Annotated in this window: 24 protein-coding genes; 20 read left to right on the top strand and 4 right to left on the bottom strand. The window is 43.3% G+C overall.

Features of this window, described 5'->3' with window-relative positions:
• Positions 1-135 precede the first annotated feature (135 nt).
• The gene (gene pnp / locus G5B00_RS06995) at positions 136-2322 is read left to right on the top strand and encodes a polyribonucleotide nucleotidyltransferase (RefSeq protein WP_163872593.1); all 2187 of its coding nucleotides are present in this window, start codon (positions 136-138) and stop codon (positions 2320-2322) included.
• A gap of 68 nt (positions 2323-2390) precedes the next feature.
• Here the strand turns inward: pnp and G5B00_RS06990 are convergent, their stop codons facing one another.
• Positions 2391-3728, bottom strand: a complete 1338-nt coding sequence (locus G5B00_RS06990; protein WP_163872591.1) for a PDZ domain-containing protein — start codon at positions 3726-3728, stop codon at positions 2391-2393.
• A 203-nt stretch (positions 3729-3931) separates the two neighbouring features.
• Positions 3932-5461, bottom strand: a complete 1530-nt coding sequence (locus G5B00_RS06985; protein WP_240894415.1) for an SUMF1/EgtB/PvdO family nonheme iron enzyme — start codon at positions 5459-5461, stop codon at positions 3932-3934.
• Between the two features lie 151 nt (positions 5462-5612).
• Here G5B00_RS06985 and ispF point away from each other — a divergent pair, with 151 nt between their 5' ends.
• Positions 5613-6095 carry a 2-C-methyl-D-erythritol 2,4-cyclodiphosphate synthase gene (gene ispF, locus G5B00_RS06980; protein ID WP_163872585.1) on the top strand — a complete coding sequence of 161 codons (483 nt, stop codon included), beginning with the start codon at positions 5613-5615 and terminating at the stop codon, positions 6093-6095.
• Here ispF and G5B00_RS06975 read toward each other — a convergent pair.
• Positions 6092-7312 (bottom strand): TCR/Tet family MFS transporter, encoded by a 1221-nt coding sequence (locus G5B00_RS06975; protein ID WP_163872583.1) that lies wholly within the window; start codon positions 7310-7312, stop codon positions 6092-6094. The genes ispF and G5B00_RS06975 overlap by 4 nt on opposite strands.
• Before the next feature lie 122 nt (positions 7313-7434).
• On the opposite strand from G5B00_RS06975, the gene G5B00_RS06970 reads away from it, so the two are divergent.
• Complete coding sequence (locus G5B00_RS06970) at positions 7435-8025, top strand: 30S ribosomal protein S16 (RefSeq protein ID WP_163872582.1); 591 nt, start codon at positions 7435-7437, stop codon at positions 8023-8025.
• Between the two features lie 234 nt (positions 8026-8259).
• Here the strand turns inward: G5B00_RS06970 and G5B00_RS06965 are convergent, their stop codons facing one another.
• Positions 8260-8784 carry a DUF4833 domain-containing protein gene (locus G5B00_RS06965; protein WP_163872580.1) on the bottom strand — a complete coding sequence of 175 codons (525 nt, stop codon included), beginning with the start codon at positions 8782-8784 and terminating at the stop codon, positions 8260-8262.
• A 150-nt stretch (positions 8785-8934) separates the two neighbouring features.
• On the opposite strand from G5B00_RS06965, the gene G5B00_RS06960 reads away from it, so the two are divergent.
• From G5B00_RS06960 to rplF, 17 genes are all read left to right on the top strand, one after another.
• Positions 8935-10326 (top strand): APC family permease, encoded by a 1392-nt coding sequence (locus G5B00_RS06960; RefSeq protein ID WP_163872578.1) that lies wholly within the window; start codon positions 8935-8937, stop codon positions 10324-10326.
• Positions 10327-10531: 205 nt separating this feature from the next.
• A complete protein-coding gene (gene rplC, locus G5B00_RS06955) occupies positions 10532-11149 on the top strand; it encodes a 50S ribosomal protein L3 (protein ID WP_163872576.1) in 618 nt (205 codons plus the stop codon).
• A gap of 5 nt (positions 11150-11154) precedes the next feature.
• Positions 11155-11784, top strand: coding sequence for a 50S ribosomal protein L4 (gene rplD, locus G5B00_RS06950; protein ID WP_163872575.1), 630 nt, complete (start codon positions 11155-11157; stop codon positions 11782-11784).
• 3 nt (positions 11785-11787) lie between these two features.
• A complete protein-coding gene (rplW, locus tag G5B00_RS06945) occupies positions 11788-12078 on the top strand; it encodes a 50S ribosomal protein L23 (RefSeq protein ID WP_163872573.1) in 291 nt (96 codons plus the stop codon).
• Positions 12079-12083: 5 nt separating this feature from the next.
• On the top strand, positions 12084-12911 hold the full coding sequence (gene rplB, locus G5B00_RS06940; protein ID WP_163872565.1) for a 50S ribosomal protein L2: 828 nt from the start codon (positions 12084-12086) through the stop codon (positions 12909-12911).
• Positions 12911-13177 carry a 30S ribosomal protein S19 gene (gene rpsS, locus G5B00_RS06935; protein WP_163872563.1) on the top strand — a complete coding sequence of 89 codons (267 nt, stop codon included), beginning with the start codon at positions 12911-12913 and terminating at the stop codon, positions 13175-13177. The genes rplB and rpsS overlap by 1 nt, the downstream gene beginning before the upstream one ends.
• A 6-nt stretch (positions 13178-13183) precedes the next feature.
• Positions 13184-13615: a 50S ribosomal protein L22 gene (gene rplV / locus G5B00_RS06930; protein WP_205966338.1), complete on the top strand. Its 432-nt coding sequence runs from the start codon at positions 13184-13186 to the stop codon at positions 13613-13615.
• Positions 13616-13628: 13 nt separating this feature from the next.
• Positions 13629-14420 carry a 30S ribosomal protein S3 gene (gene rpsC, locus G5B00_RS06925; RefSeq protein ID WP_163872561.1) on the top strand — a complete coding sequence of 264 codons (792 nt, stop codon included), beginning with the start codon at positions 13629-13631 and terminating at the stop codon, positions 14418-14420.
• Between the two features lie 60 nt (positions 14421-14480).
• Positions 14481-14903, top strand: coding sequence for a 50S ribosomal protein L16 (rplP, locus tag G5B00_RS06920; RefSeq protein WP_163872559.1), 423 nt, complete (start codon positions 14481-14483; stop codon positions 14901-14903).
• Between the two features lie 95 nt (positions 14904-14998).
• Positions 14999-15217 carry a 50S ribosomal protein L29 gene (gene rpmC, locus G5B00_RS06915; RefSeq protein WP_163872557.1) on the top strand — a complete coding sequence of 73 codons (219 nt, stop codon included), beginning with the start codon at positions 14999-15001 and terminating at the stop codon, positions 15215-15217.
• A 13-nt stretch (positions 15218-15230) separates the two neighbouring features.
• Positions 15231-15485 carry a 30S ribosomal protein S17 gene (gene rpsQ, locus G5B00_RS06910; RefSeq protein ID WP_134091323.1) on the top strand — a complete coding sequence of 85 codons (255 nt, stop codon included), beginning with the start codon at positions 15231-15233 and terminating at the stop codon, positions 15483-15485.
• A gap of 1 nt (position 15486) precedes the next feature.
• Positions 15487-15855: a 50S ribosomal protein L14 gene (rplN, locus tag G5B00_RS06905; RefSeq protein ID WP_130143044.1), complete on the top strand. Its 369-nt coding sequence runs from the start codon at positions 15487-15489 to the stop codon at positions 15853-15855.
• Positions 15856-15857: 2 nt separating this feature from the next.
• Positions 15858-16202 (top strand): 50S ribosomal protein L24, encoded by a 345-nt coding sequence (gene rplX, locus G5B00_RS06900; protein ID WP_163872555.1) that lies wholly within the window; start codon positions 15858-15860, stop codon positions 16200-16202.
• Positions 16202-16771, top strand: coding sequence for a 50S ribosomal protein L5 (gene rplE / locus G5B00_RS06895; RefSeq protein WP_163872553.1), 570 nt, complete (start codon positions 16202-16204; stop codon positions 16769-16771). Before rplX ends, rplE begins: the two co-directional genes overlap by 1 nt.
• Positions 16764-17033 carry a 30S ribosomal protein S14 gene (gene rpsN / locus G5B00_RS06890; protein WP_163872551.1) on the top strand — a complete coding sequence of 90 codons (270 nt, stop codon included), beginning with the start codon at positions 16764-16766 and terminating at the stop codon, positions 17031-17033. The genes rplE and rpsN overlap by 8 nt, the downstream gene beginning before the upstream one ends.
• A 269-nt stretch (positions 17034-17302) precedes the next feature.
• On the top strand, positions 17303-17704 hold the full coding sequence (gene rpsH / locus G5B00_RS06885) for a 30S ribosomal protein S8 (protein ID WP_410510762.1): 402 nt from the start codon (positions 17303-17305) through the stop codon (positions 17702-17704).
• A gap of 23 nt (positions 17705-17727) precedes the next feature.
• The gene (gene rplF, locus G5B00_RS06880) at positions 17728-18282 is read left to right on the top strand and encodes a 50S ribosomal protein L6 (protein ID WP_163872547.1); all 555 of its coding nucleotides are present in this window, start codon (positions 17728-17730) and stop codon (positions 18280-18282) included.
• Positions 18283-18284 lie beyond the last annotated feature (2 nt).

Raw genomic sequence — 18284 nt, 5'->3', positions numbered from 1 at the left:
GGGATGGTTTTTTTATGCTCTCTACGCTATTTTACATTTGATACTGAATTTTTTCCTTACCTTTGCTTGAATTTTTAAAAGTCTAAAAAATAGATGCGTCAAATAAAGAGGAATACGCATCACAAGTAAAACACAATGAGTTACAACGAAAAAAAAGTTACAATCGAGTTAGGAAACGGTTTGGCTCCTATCGAATTGTCTACCGGTAAATTGGCCAAACAGGCCGATGGTTCGGTAGTGTTAAAACAAGGAGCAACGATGTTGCTTGCTACAGTGGTTTCGTCCAAAGAACCCAAAGCGGGGGCGGATTTCCTTCCACTATCCGTAGATTATCAAGAAAAATACGCGGCTACGGGTCGCATTCCGGGAGGTTTCCTGCGTCGTGAGGCAAGATTGTCGGATTATGAGGTGTTGATTTCACGTTTGATCGATAGGGCGTTGCGTCCACTTTTTCCAGAGACATACCACGCGGATACGCAGGTCATGGTCTCGTTGATTTCGGCAGATAAGGATATCATGCCGGATGCTTTGGCAGGTTTGGCTGCTTCGGCCGCTATAGCGGTATCGGATATTCCATTCAACGGACCTATATCTGAAGTGCGTGTGGCTAAGATCGATGGAGAGTTGGTCGTCAATCCTACACGTTCCGTTTTGGAAAAGGCGACCTTGGAATTTATCGTGGCCGGTTCTGCACAGGATATTGTCATGGTAGAGGGAGAGGCCAAAGAAATCTCGGAAGCCGAAATGGTAGAAGCTATTGCTTTTGCACACGAAGCGATCAAAAAACAAGTAGCGGCTCAGGTAGAGTTGGCTAAATTGGTAGGTTCGGAAGCGAAGCGCGAGTTTAACCACGAGCCAAGCAACCCTACATTGCGTGAAGCGATATTCCAAGCTACTTACGATAAAGTCTATGCTGTCGCCAAATCGGGTTCGACTAAGCATGAGCGTACTGAAAAGTTTACCGAAATTGGTGAAGAGTTCTTTGCGACTTTGGGTGAGGAGATCGATGAAGAAACAGCATTTTTATTGAAAAAATATTACCATGATGTACAGTATGAGGCTGTTCGTAACCTCGTATTGAACGAAGGTATCCGTTTGGATGGTCGTGATGTGCGTACGGTACGCCCAATCTGGTCAGAAGTGGATTATCTTCCTGCAGCACATGGTTCTGCGGTTTTTACCCGTGGGGAAACCCAGTCGTTGACTTCGGTTACTTTGGGTGCCAAAGATGATGAGCAGATGATCGATGGCGCATTTATCTATGGATACAACAAGTTTATCCTGCATTACAATTTTCCGGGATTCTCTACGGGAGAAGTGCGTCCAAATAGGGGCCCTGGCCGTCGTGAGGTAGGTCATGGTAATCTGGCGATGCGTTCATTGAAACAGGTATTGCCTGCAGATGAGGAAAACCCATATACTATCCGTGTGGTTTCGGATATTCTTGAATCCAATGGTTCGTCTTCGATGGCTACGGTCTGTGCCGGTACATTGGCGCTGATGGATGCCGGGGTAAAATTGAAAGCTCCTGTATCCGGTATCGCAATGGGATTGATTACTGACGAGAAAACAGGCAAATATGCTATCCTTTCGGATATCTTGGGTGATGAAGATCATTTGGGGGATATGGACTTTAAGGTGACAGGTACGGCCAATGGTATCGTAGGCTGTCAGATGGACTTGAAGATCCACGGTTTGAAATGGGAAGTGTTGACACAGGCATTGGATCAGGCGAAAGAGGCTCGTCTCCACATCTTGAATGAGATGAACAATACACTTTCTGCTCCACGTGAAGACTACAAGCCTCATGCACCTCGTATCATCCAATTGACCATCGATAAGGATTTTATCGGTGCAGTGATCGGGCCGGGTGGAAAGATTATCCAGGAAATGCAGCGTGAAACAGGAGCTACAATCTCTATTGAGGAGGTGGACAACAAAGGTATCGTACAGGTATTTGCCGACAACAAGGCCTCTATCGATGCTGCTGTTTCCCGTATCAAAGCTATTGCAGCTAAACCGGAGATAGGCGAAATATACGAAGGTAAAGTGAAGTCTATCATGGCGTTCGGTGCATTCATAGAGATCATGCCGGGTAAAGATGGCTTACTGCACATCTCGGAGATCGATTGGAAGCGCTTGGAAAATATGGACGGCATATTCAAAGAAGGTGATCATGTGAAGGTCAAATTATTGGATATTGACAAGCAGGGCAAGATGAAGCTTTCGCGTAAAGTATTGTTGCCTCGTCCTCCAAGAGAAGACAAACCTCAAAGAGATCAGGCTCCAGCTCCTACGGTGCCGGATGCTCCGGAGGCATAATTCTTTTCGGATAAAAATTGTAAAGCCCGGTTGAAAAGCCGGGCTTTCACGTTGAAAGAAGGTAGAGACTACAAATATGGAATAGGATCCACCAAATGGAACCTAATATTTTTAATCTCTTCACCTCTTTGTACGGTCAGTCTGATTTCGTCACCAGGGTGTGATTGCAATCGGGTCATTATTTTGGAAAGGGAGAGGTTTTGTGCAGGTGTTCCGTTTATTTTCAGCAATATATCATCGACCTGTACTCCAGCTTTTTCTGCCGGAGAGTTTTTTCGGACTCCAGCGACTTTGTACTGAGGTTTCAACACGAAATTATATTGGAAATGATGGTCGGAAAGATATATCGTAATCCCATGCTCCATTCTATCTTCTTCTTGTTTCTTGGTTCGGGGTATGGGTATTTTCTCCTCCGTCCAGATCATATCGGTATGTTGTACATCCATGCCGGCCATATTCAGCAAAAAGGGTTTTTTGAACCATTTGTTCTTTTTCCAATACATCTCCTCTCTTGCATAATCCATAAAGAGGTGAAAGCGTTGCAGGGTTTGATTGCCTATTGATCCTATTCTATTTTTTGTCAGTCGGTCTTTGATGATAGCATCCGAATTTGGGTAGGAAACAATGGGATAGGCCAATTCAAAACCTGCTATTGCAGACTTTCGTACCCTGTTCCTTTTTCCATATATAGCACCATTGATTCCCCTTACTAGGTACTCGTCTACATATGGTGCTTTGATTGTGAAATGAGGCAACAAAAATGAAAAAATCATCATCGGATCAGTGTTGCCCATGTCGATCAACATTTTGCCTTCCATCCATTCTTGATCTACCTGTATCTTTGCCCGTATATAAGGCCGTTCGTTTTCGATACGGATAGCTGTTTTTTGGTATCCTTTACGCATATCGCTGTAGTCATATCCTGGAGGGTAAAGTGTGATTTTTGATTTTGTGTAATCGATGTGAATTGGAAAACTATTGAAAAATTTTGAACCCAATATGCCATTTATGGCTACACCTATATTACTCGATATATCGAGGTCACTTGCTTGAATGACATAGATCCAATGCAGTGTGTCTATCGCGACGTTGCCTACCTTGACAACGTTGTCTGTAGAGAGGAGGCCTTCTATACCCTCGCCACTACCCATTCCATGAAATGTCATTTTATTTTTATTGTGTAGATAGAGAGAATCGTTAGCCTGTGCAAATAGAATGGTCTCCTTTACCCCTGTGTCCAACAAAAAAGTGAATTCTATACCATTGATAGTGACCGGAACCAACACTATATTGTTAATGAGCTCAAAGTGAAAGGAGTGTGGTTTGCGATCGGGTAGCCGGAATATACCTTGTGCCCAACTGTAGGAAGAAAAACAAATACATAAAAGGCAGATAATACTTTTCATCACAAGAGGTATATATACACGAAGATACTAATACTGAGCAAATTTTTATGGAAAATCCGCGCTGGTATCATCATAGGATTGCGATAACCAATGTATATTCTTATGTTTAGGTTATTACTGAAATGAGAATTGAGGAAGACGGATAGGAAATAGGATAATCAATGAACACTAAAGGCTTTTCATTGAAAAGCCTTTAGTGTTCATTATCTTACAACAAAGTTGTTATTGCCGACCATGGTCATCGCACATCGGAAGCCTGTCATAGCGTTCGACTCGTCCTGCTGCATGAAGCGACGGGTAGCAGGATTGAGCCAGTAGGCTCTATCGTTCCACGAACCACCTTTATATACCCTTGACTTATCGTTGACTAAGGTTACCTTGCCGTAAAGTTCCTTTTGTTCTTCATCTTTGAACCCCCTCACGTCATAGTCGTAAGTGGTAGAGTTGGGGTCAGCAGCTTTAGACGCTTGTAGTTCGTCCCACGTTTGTTTGCGAGGAGCCTTAGCCGGTACTTTTATAGGACGGCCGTATTTATCCTTTGCCAATGCCAATGATTCTCCACTTTCATAGAGATTATTGGTAAATACATGGCCTCTGAAAGGATTGAAATCCTCGAAATCTTCATAGGACAGTTGGCGATAGACGTCACTTACCCACTCATTGACATTTCCGGCCATATTGTATAGACCAAAATCATTGGGCCTATAGCTTTTTACAGGAACAGTAATGTCGCCCCCGTCGTTTAGATCGCCGGCAATACCCATGTTATTGCCGCTGGTGATCTTGAAGTTGGCCATCATACGCCCCTGGTTCTTTCTGTTCGCGTCACGTACACCCAATCCATTCCATGGGTAGGTACGTGCAGTTTCGATATTGCCATCATAGGTGTTGCCGACGAGCCCCAATGCTGCATATTCCCATTCGGCTTCTGTAGGTAGGCGATAGGGTTGTTTCAGTATGCCATCTTCCATACGTGCGGGACGTTTGGCATCTTTTGCCGCGCCTGGCCGATTGTCTTTAGGCATTTTTTTTCCATCGATGCCATCACCTTTTAATTGACCATTCAGATACATTTCTGTATTGTAAGCTTGCTGTGCATCGCCGCCTCCTTGCTCACTAAGGGTTTTGTAATCGACCAAAATACCACGTTCACGCAGGATATGTTCATTCACACGATCTGTTCTCCACTGGCAGTACGCGTTAGCCTGTTCCCATGTGACTCCCACTACCGGATAATCCTGAAAGGAAGGGTGGCGAAAATACAGATTGACATAAGGTTCGTTGTAGGATAGTGGATTTCTCCATACCAAGGAATCGGGCAGGGCCTCATAATAGAGACGTGCGTCCTGCGGGAAGTTATTGGCTATCCAGGTGAGATATTCCAGCCAATCGGCATTGGATACTTCAGTCTCATCGATATAAAATGAGGGAATGGTAACCCGTCTTTTTAAGTTGTCGTGGGTGTATCCCAAATCTTCATTCAAACTGCCGCCTATGACGAAAGAGCCTCCTTCTATAGCTACCAGGCCGGGACCGGGGCTTTCCGTGATCTTACGATTGATCTGAAGCCCACCGTTATAAGGATCGTTGTATCGTACACCTGTTTTGTCAGAAACATTGTTTCTAGAGCTTTTGCAGGACGTAAAGAGGATTGTCGATCCAAAAACCGTTAACAAGACAAAAACCGCTAATCTGGAATAATTCATTGCAATGATGATTATTATAATGGCCAAAGTTATGAATATTTTGATACAAAACATCAAGTATGAAGGAATGAATATTTGAAAATAGATCAAAAAAAAGCTTAAAAAATGTTAAATTTCAAATAATATAGATACGTATATCTTTTGTTTCCCAACGAAATATATGCTAATTTCGTTCTTTATGAAGATTAAGGTAGGTTTTGGTTTTGATGTTCATCAGATGAAAGAAGGGCATCCTTTTGTTGTTGGAGGTGTTCGGTTGGATCACCATTCGGGTGCTTTTGGTCATTCGGATGCAGATGTATTGGTGCATGCTATTTGCGATGCTATTTTGGGTGCCGCCAATCTGGAGGATATCGGCTATCATTTTCCCAACACGGATCCGAAATGGAAGAATGTAAGCAGCTTACTGCTATTGGAAGAGTGCGTGCACCTCATTAGTACAAAAGGGTGGAGATTGGGCAATATCGATTCGATGCTATGCTTGGAGGCACCCAAGATCAAGCCATACATTGCACAGATGAAGGAGAAGTTGGCACAGGCGACACGGCTGGACACGGATGATATATCTATCAAAGCCACGACCAATGAGACCATGGGTTTTATCGGACGACAAGAAGGAGTAGTGGCGTATGCAGTTTGTTTGCTGCAAAAAGAAAGTTAGTTTGTCTTGTTTCTTTTAAAATATCGGGCAGCGATGGTCAATGCTGTCAAGGCCAAAATGCCCGCCAATATAAATGGGGCCCCTGGAAAGTAAATGGGAGTATCTTTACTTGAAAAATAGGAAAACAAATTGGTCATGATCAGTGGGCCTATAATGGCTGTCAGGCTGATCACCGAAGTGATACCTCCCTGTATTTGTCCCTGTTCGTTTGGGGGGATAAGGTTGGAGATATAGCTTTGTATAGAAGGCCCTGCAATCCCACCCAAGACATAAGGGATGCTAATCACATACATCATCCACGATTGATTGGCTAGACCAAATAACGGGAAAGACAAAGTCATCAATGAAATTCCGATCAAAATAGCCCTGACAAGGCCCAGTTTAGGAATCAGGATGCGGATAAGCCCCGCTTGAACGATCATGAGGAGCGTGCCCACAAAACCTAGGGAGAGTCCCACCATCCGTTCGGTCCACTGAAATTTTTCCATTGTATAATAAGACCATACGCTTTGTACGGCATTTGCGGCAATATTGATCAGGAATATACAGGTGATCAGTGGAAGGATGGCCGGATAGGATTTCAAATGGAAGAAGGTGCCAATGGGATTGGCAGCTCTCCAGTTGAATGGCCGGCGCAAGGACTTGTTTAATGATTCGGGTACCACAAAATATCCGTAAAGAAGGTTTAGGCCGCACAGTCCTGCTGCCGCAAAGAAAGGGATACGTGCGCCGTAATGCCCTAATATCCCTCCAATGACAGGGCCGATGATAAAGCCTAGGCCAAAAGCCGCACCTAAAAGACCAAAGTTTTGGGCTTTATTTTGAGGTGTGCTGATGTCGGCGATATAGGCGGCTGCGACGGTGTGACTGGCACCTGTAATCCCGGCTACCAGTCGTCCTATAAACAGCCAGGCAATGCTTGGTGCAATACCCATCAAAAGATAATTAATAGAAAAGCCAAATAGAGAAAGTAATAGCACGGGGCGTCTGCCGAAACGATCGCTTAGATTGCCCAGTACGGATGCAAAATAGAACTGTGTAATGGCGTAGGCAAAGACCAACCAACCTCCATATTGTGAGGCTAGGCTAATGTCGCCGTGGATGAGTTCCTGGATCAGCTTGGGCATAACAGGGATAATGATACCGAGACCGACCGAATCGATGACAACTGTAATGAATATAAATAATAGTCCAAATGACTTTGTTTTTGCCCCCATAGCTCAACGAAAGCCGTAAAGGTATAAAATTATTTTATTTTCTCTTTTAAATTGCTATCTTTGCATCCCCTCTTGCACGAAGTACGGGGGATATGTTGAATACATAACTATAAAAGCAAAACATGGCAACTAAAATCAGATTGCAAAGACACGGTAAAAAAGGAAAACCATTTTACCACGTAGTAGTAGCCGATTCACGTGCTCCACGTGACGGTAAATTTATCGAGCGCTTAGGTTCTTATAACCCAAACACCAACCCGGCAACCATCGTATTGGATTTTGATAGATCGTTGTATTGGTTGAATGTTGGTGCACAGCCTACCGATACTGCTCGTGCTATCCTTTCTTACAAAGGTGTCCTTTACAAAAAACATTTGCAAGGTGGTGTGAAAAAAGGTGCTTTCGACGAAGCTAAAGCCGAAGAACTGTTTGTGCAGTGGGTAGAAGGAAAAGAAGCAAGGATCGAAGGTAAAAAATCAGGCCTGGCCAACGCAAAAGAAGAAGCTAAAAAGGTAGCCTTGGCTGCCGAAGCCAAGAAAAAAGCAGATAAAGCTGCTGCTATCGCAGCTAAGAATGCACCGGTAGAAGAAGCCCCTGCTGAAGAAGAAACAACCGAAGAGGTTGTTGCGGAAGCTGAAGCTCCCGAAGCTGCTGTGGAAGCAACAGCTGAAGCTACTGAAGCAACAGAAAACGCGGAAGAAACAGAAGGTTAATCTTTTTTTCTTTTAAGATTCGGAAAAGCCTTTTTGGACCACAATCCAAAAAGGCTTTTTATTGGATTCTCTTTTGTAATGACGTAGCTATCCGTAGTGTGAAGCGAAGTAGACTACGGATGAAGGGTATAAGGTGGTCAGGCTATCGATCATAAAAAAGCCCACGTGTCCGACTACCGGCGGATAGAGACCTTTCAGAACTCTACAGACAGTGAAGGCAAATGTAATTTGCCCCTACATCATCAACTTTTCTTCGACGGACTTTCCATTTTTATCCTTTCCGTAGAAGATGATATAATCCAGCTTAGTGCCCAATCCACTTGTGCCCTCGGTCAATTTTAAGAAAATCCTTTCCAGGATGAGCTTTGTGCCATTCACCGATGTTTCTGCAATGGGGACACTGTCCTTATCAAGTGTGACGGTGATTTTCTGTTCGGGTAGGGAGACCACATGGGTTTCGTAGGTATTGGTGTTGGCTTTGGAAGATTTTATCCCATAAGCAAAGAGTCGTTGAGTTTTTGTCAGGGGTTTGACCTGTCCATTCTCTTCGAAGATTTGCCTGTATACGATGATGGGTTCGTTTTTTACAAATGTTTTGGAGCCGTTTAGGTTTGCTTTATATACGTACGTGTTTTGTCCCCGATCATGTTGGATATAAAACAAGAGGTTGTTCTTGTCGGTTGGCACGGGATAGCCTGTCTGACCATATGATACAGTAAGGGCAGCGAGTGAAAGGAGCAATAATGACAATATTCTCATACACTAGTAATAACACTATGAAGATAAGAGTTGTTTTTTAATTTTTGTGTGAACAACAGATAAATTTTATGTGTAAAATAAAATAATAGGTGCGATATTATAGATTTTACGTATTAATTATGTAGGTTTATGCCGCTATAAACTGATTTTATGAAAAAACAACTTACTTTATGGGATGCGACGATGATCGTGATGGGCTCTATGATCGGTAGTGGTATCTTTATTGTCTCGTCGGACATGATGCGGCAGCTGGGTTCGGGCTATTGGATGCTTTCGGTTTGGATCATCACTGCTATAGCTACCGTAGCTGCAGCGATCTGTTACGGGGAACTTTCGTCCATGTATCCCAAAGCGGGTGGGCAGTATGCTTATATGACTGAGATTTTTGGCAAGATGACGGGTTTCTTGTACGGTTGGAGTTTGTTTACGGTCATACAGACGGGAACTATTGCGGCAGTTGCGGTTGCCTTTGGTAAGTTTACGGCTTATATCTTCCCTTCGCTCAATGATGCTCCACCCATATACCAGAATGGAACATTTATGATTACGTGGATACAGGTGCTGGCGGTGGGTATAGTATTGTTGTTGACCTTTATCAATACCAAAGGGATCCGTAGTGGTAAGGTGGTGCAGTCGTTTTTTACCGTAGCGAAGATACTGGCCTTAATCGTGCTGATCATAGGAGGTGTATTTCTCATTAAAAACAATTTCTTTTGGGATAATATGAGCATGGGATGGCAAGCTTTTCAAAATTTTGGCGGAGAAGGATGGCAGGGTATTTCGGGAGCAGCACTGATGGGGGGTATCGCCGCAGCAATGGTCGGCTCCATATTCAGTAGCGTGGCCTGGGAAAATGTGACTTTTGTGTCGGGTGAAATTGTCAACGCCAGAAAAAATGTAGTACGGTCCCTGGTCATCGGTACCTCTTTGGTTATGCTGTTATACTTGATGTGCAACTATATCTATCTAGCGGCGTTGAGCAGGGATGAAATTGCCTTTGCTGCCAATGATCGTGTGGCTGTCGCCGCTGCAGAAAAATTATTAGGGCAAGCAGGTACGGTTTTGATGGCGTTGCTGGTCATGATATCCACGTTTGGTTGTGTCAATGGTATCGTCCTGTCGGGAGCCCGTGTGTTTCAGACGATGGCCAAGGATGGTCTCTTTCTTAAGCAAGCTATCCCAAATAACAAGTATGATGTACCTGAAAGATCTTTATGGTTGCAGGGGATCTGGGCGTCGATGTTGTGTTTGAGCGGACAATACGGGAATTTGCTTGATATGGTGTCTTTTGTAATCGTAATCTTTTATATGGTCACCGTTTTTGGAGTGATCTATCAACGTATAAAAAGACCTGATATAGAGCGTTCATACAAGACGTTTTTGTACCCCGTCACACCACTTATTTACCTTGTCATCGGAACCTTATTCTGTGGGTTGCTTATTATCTATAAACCACAATATACCTGGCCGGGGTTTATTTTGATTCTGACGGGAGTTCCTGTTTATTATTGGATGAATAGAAAGAAACCGGATACTGTTTAGTGTTCTAATATAAGAATTTTTTTAGGGTAGAGGCACAAGGTATTGTGTCTCTACTTCGTTTGTGGCATGCTGTCGAAAAAAAATAATTCGTTAACTATTTGATACTTATAAAAAAGTTTATACCTTTGCAGTCCCTTATTGGGAAAAGTGTGTCTTGAACGAAGCCCTACTGCTTCGATGGACTTTAATTAATTTAATTTATAACATGTCAGGAATTATTGGTAAAAAAGTAGGAATGACCAGCCTGTTCAACGCTGAAGGGAAGAATATCCCTTGTACAGTAATCGAGGCTGGGCCGTGCGTGGTAACGCAGATACGTACGGTAGAGAAGGATGGCTATTCCGCTGTTCAGCTTGGCTTTGACGATGCCAAAGAAAAGAACACGACAGCCCCTTTAAAAGGACACTTCGCAAAAGCAGGAGTGACTCCTAAGCGTAAACTGGTTGAGTTCAAAACCTTCGAGGATGAGAAACAACTAGGAGACACCGTGGACGTGACTATTTTTGAAGAAGGCGAGTACGTAGATGTAGTCGGTACTTCCAAAGGAAAAGGTTTTCAAGGTGTCATGAAGCGTCACGGATTTGGTGGTGTAGGCGGTGCGACTCACGGTCAGCACAACAGGCTACGTGCTCCAGGTTCATTGGGTGCTTCTTCATGGCCTTCACGTGTATTCAAAGGAATGCGCATGGCAGGTCGTACAGGTGGAGACAGAGTGAAAATCCAAAACTTGCAAGTTTTGAAAGTTTACCCTGAACAAAACCTAATCGTTGTGAGTGGTTCCGTACCCGGAGCTAAAGGTTCTTATGTAATCGTAGACAAATAGTAGAGATGGAAGTTAACGTATTAAATGTATCAGGTAAAGAAACAGGTGCCAAGGTGCAACTACCTGAGTCGGTATTCGGTGTGAAACCAAACGACCATGCGATCTATTTGGATGTAAAACAATACCTAGCGAACCAACGCCAAGGTACTCACAAATCAAAACAACGTAACGAAATTGCAGGGTCCACTCGTAAATTGCATAAGCAAAAAGGTACAGGTGGTGCTCGTGCAGGTTCTATCAAATCTCCATTGTTTAATGGTGGTGGTCGTGTATTCGGTCCTCAGCCACGTGACTACAGCTTCAAATTGAACAAGAAATTGAAGCAATTGGCACGTAAATCAGCATTGAGCTACAAAGCACAGGAAAACAATGTTTTGGTATTGGACGAAGTCAACTTCGACACGGTCAAGACTAAAAACTATGTAGCTTTTGTCAATGCGTTGAATGTCGCTGACGAAAAAACCTTGTTGGTTTTGCCAGCGCACAATAACAATGTTTATTTATCAAGCAGAAACTTGAAGAAAGCAAAAGTAATTGCCGCTTCGGATTTGAACACATATGATGTGTTGAATGCGACAAAACTTTTGTTGACCACAGATTCTGTTAAAACTTTGGAGGAAGCATTCGCTAAGTAATATATGGAAATTATCAAAAAACCTATCTTGACCGAGAAAGCTTCATTGTTGACGGAAAAATTGAACCGTTATGCTTTCAAAGTAGATCACAGAGCCAACAAAATCCAGATCAAGCAAGCCGTCGAAGAAATGTTTGGTGTCACTGTATTGGCAGTAAACACAGCAGTCGTAGCCGGTAAAGCAAAAAGCCGCTATACAAAAGCAGGTTTTGTCTCTGGTAGAGCTCCTAAGTATAAGAAGGCCATCATTACAATAAAAGATGGTGAAACTATTGACTTTTACAGTGTTATATAATAAAAATGGCAGTTAAAAGATTCAAACCGGTAACCCCTGGTACTCGTTTCAGAGTAGGTGCAGACTATTCGGACGTTACAACTAACGTTCCTGAGAAATCTCTCGTAGTCGGCCTTAACAAGAAATCAGGCGGTCGTAACAAGTCCGGTAAAATGACTATGCGTTATCTCGGTGGGGGGCACAAGAGAGTGTACCGATTAATAGATTTCAAACGCGATAAAAAAGATATCCCTGCAAAAGTAGCCACGATCGAGTATGATCCAAACCGTACAGCACGTATTGCCTTGTTGCACTACGCTGATGGTGAGAAACGCTACATCATAGCTCCAGCGGGCTTGACAGTCGGCCAGACGGTGGTAGCAGGTGATGCAGTAGCCCCAGAAGTTGGTAATACCCTGCCATTGTCAAACATTCCATTGGGTTCTATCATCCACAACATCGAGCTTAACCCCGGTCAAGGTGGTTCTATCGCTCGTTCGGCTGGTACCTATGCGCAATTGTCTGCACGTGACGGCAAGTATGCCATCATCAAATTGCCTTCGGGCGAGACACGTATGATCCTTGCAACCTGTGTAGCAACTATCGGTTCGGTATCGAATGCGGAGAAAGCTAACCAAGTATTGGGTAAAGCTGGTCGTAAACGTCACTTGGGACGTCGTCCTCGCGTACGCGGTGTGGCGATGAACCCAGTAGATCACCCAATGGGTGGTGGTGAAGGCCGTACTTCAGGAGGTCATCCTCGCTCACGTACAGGCGTGTTGGCTAAAGGCTTCAAGACACGTGCTAAGAAGAAAATATCGAATCGTTACATCATTGAAAGAAGGAAAAAATAATGGCTCGTTCAATTAAAAAAGGTCCTTATATCGATCATAACTTGGAAAGAAAAGTTCTTTCCCAGAATGAAACCAACAAAAAGTCAGTTATCAAGACATGGTCTCGCCGATCAATGATCTCACCTGATTTTGTCGGTCATACCTTCGCAGTGCACAACGGGAACAAATTCATTCCTGTGTATGTAACAGAGAACATGGTTGGTCACAAGCTTGGTGAGTTTGCGCCTACGCGTACATTCAGAGGCCACGCAGAAAAGAAAAAATAATAGGTAATGGAAGCAACAAAAAAACTCAAAAAATCTGTCTTGATCAGACAGCGTAAAGAGCAGGAAAAAGCTCAAGTAGGAGGAGCTTCTACTGCCAAATTATTGAATTGCCCTACCTCACCGCGCAAAATGCGCTTGGTAGTGGATCTTATCCGTGGCGAAAAAGTGGAAACAGCTTTGTATATCTTGAAACACTCAGGTAAAGAAGCTGCAGCTCGTGTAGAAAAATTGTTATTGTCGGCAATCAAAAACTGGGAAGCTAAAAACGAGGGTGCTTCTTTGGAAGATAGTGCGCTATTCGTAAAAGAGGTATCTGTAGGTGGTGGTCGTCAGTTGAAAAGATTGCGCCCCGCACCACAAGGTCGTGGTTACAGAATCCGCAAGCGCTCAAACCACGTGACTTTGGTAGTAGATAGTGTAAATAACGTTAACAACTAATTTAAAGTAAAGAATGGGACAAAAAGCAAATCCAATAGGTAGCAGGTTAGGAATCATCAAAGGATGGGACTCTAACTGGTTCGGCGGAAAGAACTATTCCGATAAATTAGTTGAAGACGAGAAAATCAGAAAATACCTTTCTGTACGTATCGCCAAAGGTGGTGTAGCAAAAGTTGTGATTGAACGTACTTTGAAACGCATCACGGTGACGATCCACACGGCTCGTCCAGGTATCGTGATCGGTAAGGGTGGCCAAGAAGTTGACAAGATCAAAGAAGAGTTGAAGAAACTGACGAAAAAAGACGTTCAAATCAACATCTTCGAGATCAAACGCCCGGAATTGGATGCCAAACTAGTTGCTGAAGGTGTTGCCAAGCAATTGGAAGCACGTATCTCTTTCCGTCGTGCTATGAAGACTTCTATCGCTTCGACCATGCGTATGGGTGCTGAAGGTATCAAGATCATGTGTTCGGGACGCCTTGGCGGTGCTGAAATGGCACGTACTGAGCAGTACAAAGAAGGAAGAATTCCTTTGCATACTTTCCGTGCAGATATCGATTATGCTTTGGCAGAAGCCTTGACTACTTACGGTAAGATTGGTGTGAAAGTTTGGATATGTAAAGGCGAAGTTTACGGTAAACGTGACTTGTCTCCAAATATCGGTCAGACATCCAACACCAAAACACGTGGCGGAAACGAAGGTAGTGATCGTCGTGACAATCGTCGTGACAACAACCGCGGAGGCCGTCGTGACAACAACCGTGGCGGACGTGGTGGTGCAAGCCGTGGTCCAAAGAAAGATTAATTAACAACAAGATTTAGCATTGTTCCCGACCATAGTCGGGATTAAAAACAAAATACGAACATGTTACAGCCAAAAAGAACGAAGTTCAGAAAGATGCAGAAAGGCCGTATGAAAGGTAACGCTACACGTGGTGCAGAGTTGGCTTTTGGCTCTTTTGGTATCAAATCGATGGAAGAAGCATGGATCACCAGCCGTCAGATCGAGGCAGCTCGTATTGCGGTGACACGTTACATGAAACGTGAAGGCCAGGTGTGGATCCGTATCTTCCCCGACAAACCGGTGACTAAAAAACCTGCAGAGGTACGTATGGGTAAGGGTAAAGGTGCTCCCGAATATTGGGTAGCCGTAGTACGCCCAGGCCGTATGCTATTTGAAGCAGAAGGTGTGCCATTGGAGATCGCGAAGGAAGCTTTGCGTCTTGCCGCACAAAAATTGCCGGTGCAGACTAAGTTTGTGATACGTAGAGATTACGTTGAAGCATAAGAATCGTTGGTAATGTCAATCGTTTAGCCTTATGGCCGTTACCCGTAAGGTACTGCATAAACAGGATTGATAACCCAGCACAACACTGAAATAAGATGAAATATTCAGAAATCGTAGAATTATCAACAGAGGATTTGACAGCTAAGCTCAAAGAAGAGAAAGCTGCTCTAAACAAATTAAAATTTGCACATGCTGTTTCTGCCTTAGAGAACCCTAACGTTCTTCGTGCAGCTCGCAAGAACATCGCACGTATCTCTACCGAGGTATCGAAGCGTAATAACGAAGCGAAAAACCAAACAGCCGCTGAGGCATAAAATTTAAGTCGAAATGGAAAGAAATTTAAGAAAAACAAGAATCGGCTTAGTAGTTAGCAACAAGATGAACAAATCCATCGTAGTGGCTGTAGAACGTAAAGTGAAGCACCCTATCTATGGTAAGTTCGTAAAGAAAACTACTAAATTCAAAGCTCATGACGAAGAAAATACCTGCGGTATCGGCGATACGGTATTAATCATGGAAACACGTCCGCTGAGCAAGACAAAGAACTGGAGATTGGTTGAAATTTTAGAAAGGGCTAAATAACATGGTACAACAGGAATCAAGATTAAATGTAGCCGACAACTCCGGAGCTAAAGAAGTTTTAGTGATCCGTGTATTGGGCGGTACGCGCAAGCGTTATGCATCTATCGGTGATAAAGTTGTTGTTACCGTTAAGAGCGCCTTACCTTCAGGAAACGTTAAAAAAGGGACCGTTTCCAAAGCAGTCGTAGTTCGTACGAAAAAAGAGATACGTCGTAAAGATGGTTCTTACATTCGTTTCGATGACAATGCTGCTGTATTGTTGAATAATAACGATGAACCTCGTGGAACACGTATCTTCGGCCCTGTGGCTAGAGAGTTGCGTGAGAAACAGTTCATGAAGATTGTATCACTAGCACCGGAGGTTTTATAATTATGGCACAGAAGAAAAAAACAACTACGCACAAAATCAAGATCAAAACAGGTGATTTGGTGAAAGTTATCGCTGGTAACTCTAAAGGTGCACAAGGAAAAGTATTGCGGGTATTGGTAGATGCCAATAGAGCGGTCGTAGAAGGGGCAAATAAAGTGAAAAGGCATACCAAACCAAGCGCAGCTTATCCTCAAGGTGGTATCATCGAGAAGGAAGCCGCTATCCACATCTCTAACTTGGCTTTGATCGACCCAAAAACAGGTGAACCTACTCGCGTCGGTCGTCGAGTGAATGCAGATGGCAAAATAGTTCGTTACGCTAAAAAATCAGGGGAGGAAATTAAATAATGACTTACGTACCAAGATTAAAAGCGAAATATGCGGAGGAGATCCGTACTGCGCTTAAAGAAAAATTTCAGTATAAAAGCGTTATGCAAGTTCCGAAACTTGAAAAGATAGTCGTATCGCAAGGTATCGGAGCTGCTACCGCAGACAAAAAATTGATCGACAATGCTGTAGCCGAATTGACGTTGATCACAGGCCAACAAGCAGTGCCTACCAAATCGAAGAAAGATATCTCTAACTTCAAATTGCGTAAAGGAATGCCTATCGGTGCTCGCGTGACATTGCGTGACAACAATATGTACGAGTTCCTGGATCGTTTGGTATCGGTATCTTTGCCACGTATCCGTGACTTCCGTGGTATCAATGACAAAGGTTTCGATGGAAGAGGCAACTACAACCTGGGTATCACCGAGCAGATCATCTTCCCGGAGATCAACATTGATAAGATCAACAAGATTCAAGGTATGGATATCACTTTCGTGACTTCTGCCAAGAACGATGTAGAAGCTTTGGAACTGTTAAAACAATTCGGTTTACCATTCAAAAATCAAAATACGAACAACAATGGCTAAAGAAGGATTAAAAGCACGCGAACTTAAGCGTCAAAAATTGGTAGCTAAATATGCAGCTAAACGTGCCGCTTTGAAAGAAGCCGGAGACTATGCTGCATTGGACAAATTGCCAAAGAATGCTTCACCTGTACGTTTGCACAATCGTTGCAAGCTGACCGGTCGCCCAAGAGGATATATGCGCCAATTCGGTATCTCTCGTGTGACATTCCGTGAGATGGCATTGGATGGAAAAATCCCAGGGGTAAGAAAAGCTTCTTGGTAATTTAAAAAAAATATTTACTTTTGCCCAGGCGCTGTCTAAAAAGTGCTGATGGTTGATCTCTCTGTCATCCTGAACGAAGTGAAGGATCTGGAAACTATACAGATTTGTGAGTGTTTAGATACTTCGGCAAGCCTCAGTATGACAGAATAAAGAGTTTAACAGATCGTTTTAGACAGTGTCGGGTTTTTTCGTAAAGCACATTTTATAAACAGATAATAGGTCTTTGGCTTCGGTTAGTCATAGAAACCATTGTCACAATTTTTAAATACATAATGAATACAGATCCAATAGCGGATTACCTTACCCGAGTAAGGAATGCCATTAAGGCCAACCACAGGGTTGTTGAGATTCCTGCATCGAACCTTAAAAAAGAGATCACCAAAGTTCTTTTTGACAAAGGTTACATTGCTAATTACAAATTCGTCGAAGAAGGACCTCAAGGTTCAATCAAGATTGCCTTGAAGTACAATCCAATTAGCAAAGTTCCGGCTATTCGCACATTGACACGTGTGAGTAAACCTGGTTTAAGAAAGTATGCAAATGTCGAAAACATGCCCCGCGTTTTGAACGGTTTGGGTATTGCTATCTTGTCTACATCCAAAGGTGTCATGACAGATAAGGAAGCCCGCTTACAGAATGTAGGTGGTGAGGTTTTATGTTACGTTTATTAATCTAGGAAAAACACACAAAAGAAATGTCAAGAATTGGTAAAGCGCCTATCGCTATTCCTTCTGGAGTAACGATAACTGTATCAGACAAGAATCTAGTTACAGTGAAAGGCCCTAAAGGTGAATTAACACAACAGGTAGACAGTGACATTATCGTAAAACAAGAAGACGGTAACCTAGTCATATCTCGTCCTACCGAACAGAAAAGACACAAAGCATTGCATGGACTGTACCGCGCATTGATCAATAACATGGTTGTTGGCGTGACTGAAGGTTACAAGACGACACAAGAGTTGGTCGGTGTGGGTTATCGTGCGTCGAACACGGGTAATGTCTTAGAGCTAACCTTAGGTTTCTCGCACCCGATCGTTTTTGTATTGCCAAAGGAAATTAAAGTTACAACAACTGCTGAAAAAGGTAAGAACTCTACTATCACATTGGAGTCTATCGACAAACAATTGGTTGGGCAAATCGCCTCAAAGATCCGCAGCTTCCGTAAGCCAGAACCATATAAGGGTAAAGGTATCAAGTTTGCAGGTGAAGTGTTAAGAAGAAAAGCAGGTAAATCAGCTAAAAAATAATA

It is taken from the genome of Parapedobacter sp. SGR-10, from assembly GCF_011030405.1.
Classification (GTDB): domain Bacteria; phylum Bacteroidota; class Bacteroidia; order Sphingobacteriales; family Sphingobacteriaceae; genus Sphingobacterium.
This window is presented reverse-complemented; position numbering and strand designations above follow the sequence as displayed.

Bases quoted from the DNA above. Each gene is read 5' to 3' on its own strand.
- pnp (WP_163872593.1), top strand. From the start codon at position 136: ATGAGTTACAACGAAAAAAAAGTTACAATCGAGTTAGGAAACGGTTTG.
- G5B00_RS06990 (WP_163872591.1), bottom strand. From the start codon at position 3,728: ATGAAAAGTATTATCTGCCTTTTATGTATTTGTTTTTCTTCCTACAGT.
- ispF (WP_163872585.1), top strand. From the start codon at position 5,613: ATGAAGATTAAGGTAGGTTTTGGTTTTGATGTTCATCAGATGAAAGAA.
- G5B00_RS06975 (WP_163872583.1), bottom strand. From the start codon at position 7,312: ATGGGGGCAAAAACAAAGTCATTTGGACTATTATTTATATTCATTACA.
- G5B00_RS06970 (WP_163872582.1), top strand. From the start codon at position 7,435: ATGGCAACTAAAATCAGATTGCAAAGACACGGTAAAAAAGGAAAACCA.
- G5B00_RS06965 (WP_163872580.1), bottom strand. From the start codon at position 8,784: ATGAGAATATTGTCATTATTGCTCCTTTCACTCGCTGCCCTTACTGTA.
- G5B00_RS06960 (WP_163872578.1), top strand. From the start codon at position 8,935: ATGAAAAAACAACTTACTTTATGGGATGCGACGATGATCGTGATGGGC.
- rplC (WP_163872576.1), top strand. From the start codon at position 10,532: ATGTCAGGAATTATTGGTAAAAAAGTAGGAATGACCAGCCTGTTCAAC.
- rplD (WP_163872575.1), top strand. From the start codon at position 11,155: ATGGAAGTTAACGTATTAAATGTATCAGGTAAAGAAACAGGTGCCAAG.
- rplW (WP_163872573.1), top strand. From the start codon at position 11,788: ATGGAAATTATCAAAAAACCTATCTTGACCGAGAAAGCTTCATTGTTG.
- rplB (WP_163872565.1), top strand. From the start codon at position 12,084: ATGGCAGTTAAAAGATTCAAACCGGTAACCCCTGGTACTCGTTTCAGA.
- rpsS (WP_163872563.1), top strand. From the start codon at position 12,911: ATGGCTCGTTCAATTAAAAAAGGTCCTTATATCGATCATAACTTGGAA.
- rplV (WP_205966338.1), top strand. From the start codon at position 13,184: ATGGAAGCAACAAAAAAACTCAAAAAATCTGTCTTGATCAGACAGCGT.
- rpsC (WP_163872561.1), top strand. From the start codon at position 13,629: ATGGGACAAAAAGCAAATCCAATAGGTAGCAGGTTAGGAATCATCAAA.
- rplP (WP_163872559.1), top strand. From the start codon at position 14,481: ATGTTACAGCCAAAAAGAACGAAGTTCAGAAAGATGCAGAAAGGCCGT.
- rpmC (WP_163872557.1), top strand. From the start codon at position 14,999: ATGAAATATTCAGAAATCGTAGAATTATCAACAGAGGATTTGACAGCT.
- rpsQ (WP_134091323.1), top strand. From the start codon at position 15,231: ATGGAAAGAAATTTAAGAAAAACAAGAATCGGCTTAGTAGTTAGCAAC.
- rplN (WP_130143044.1), top strand. From the start codon at position 15,487: ATGGTACAACAGGAATCAAGATTAAATGTAGCCGACAACTCCGGAGCT.
- rplX (WP_163872555.1), top strand. From the start codon at position 15,858: ATGGCACAGAAGAAAAAAACAACTACGCACAAAATCAAGATCAAAACA.
- rplE (WP_163872553.1), top strand. From the start codon at position 16,202: ATGACTTACGTACCAAGATTAAAAGCGAAATATGCGGAGGAGATCCGT.
- rpsN (WP_163872551.1), top strand. From the start codon at position 16,764: ATGGCTAAAGAAGGATTAAAAGCACGCGAACTTAAGCGTCAAAAATTG.
- rplF (WP_163872547.1), top strand. From the start codon at position 17,728: ATGTCAAGAATTGGTAAAGCGCCTATCGCTATTCCTTCTGGAGTAACG.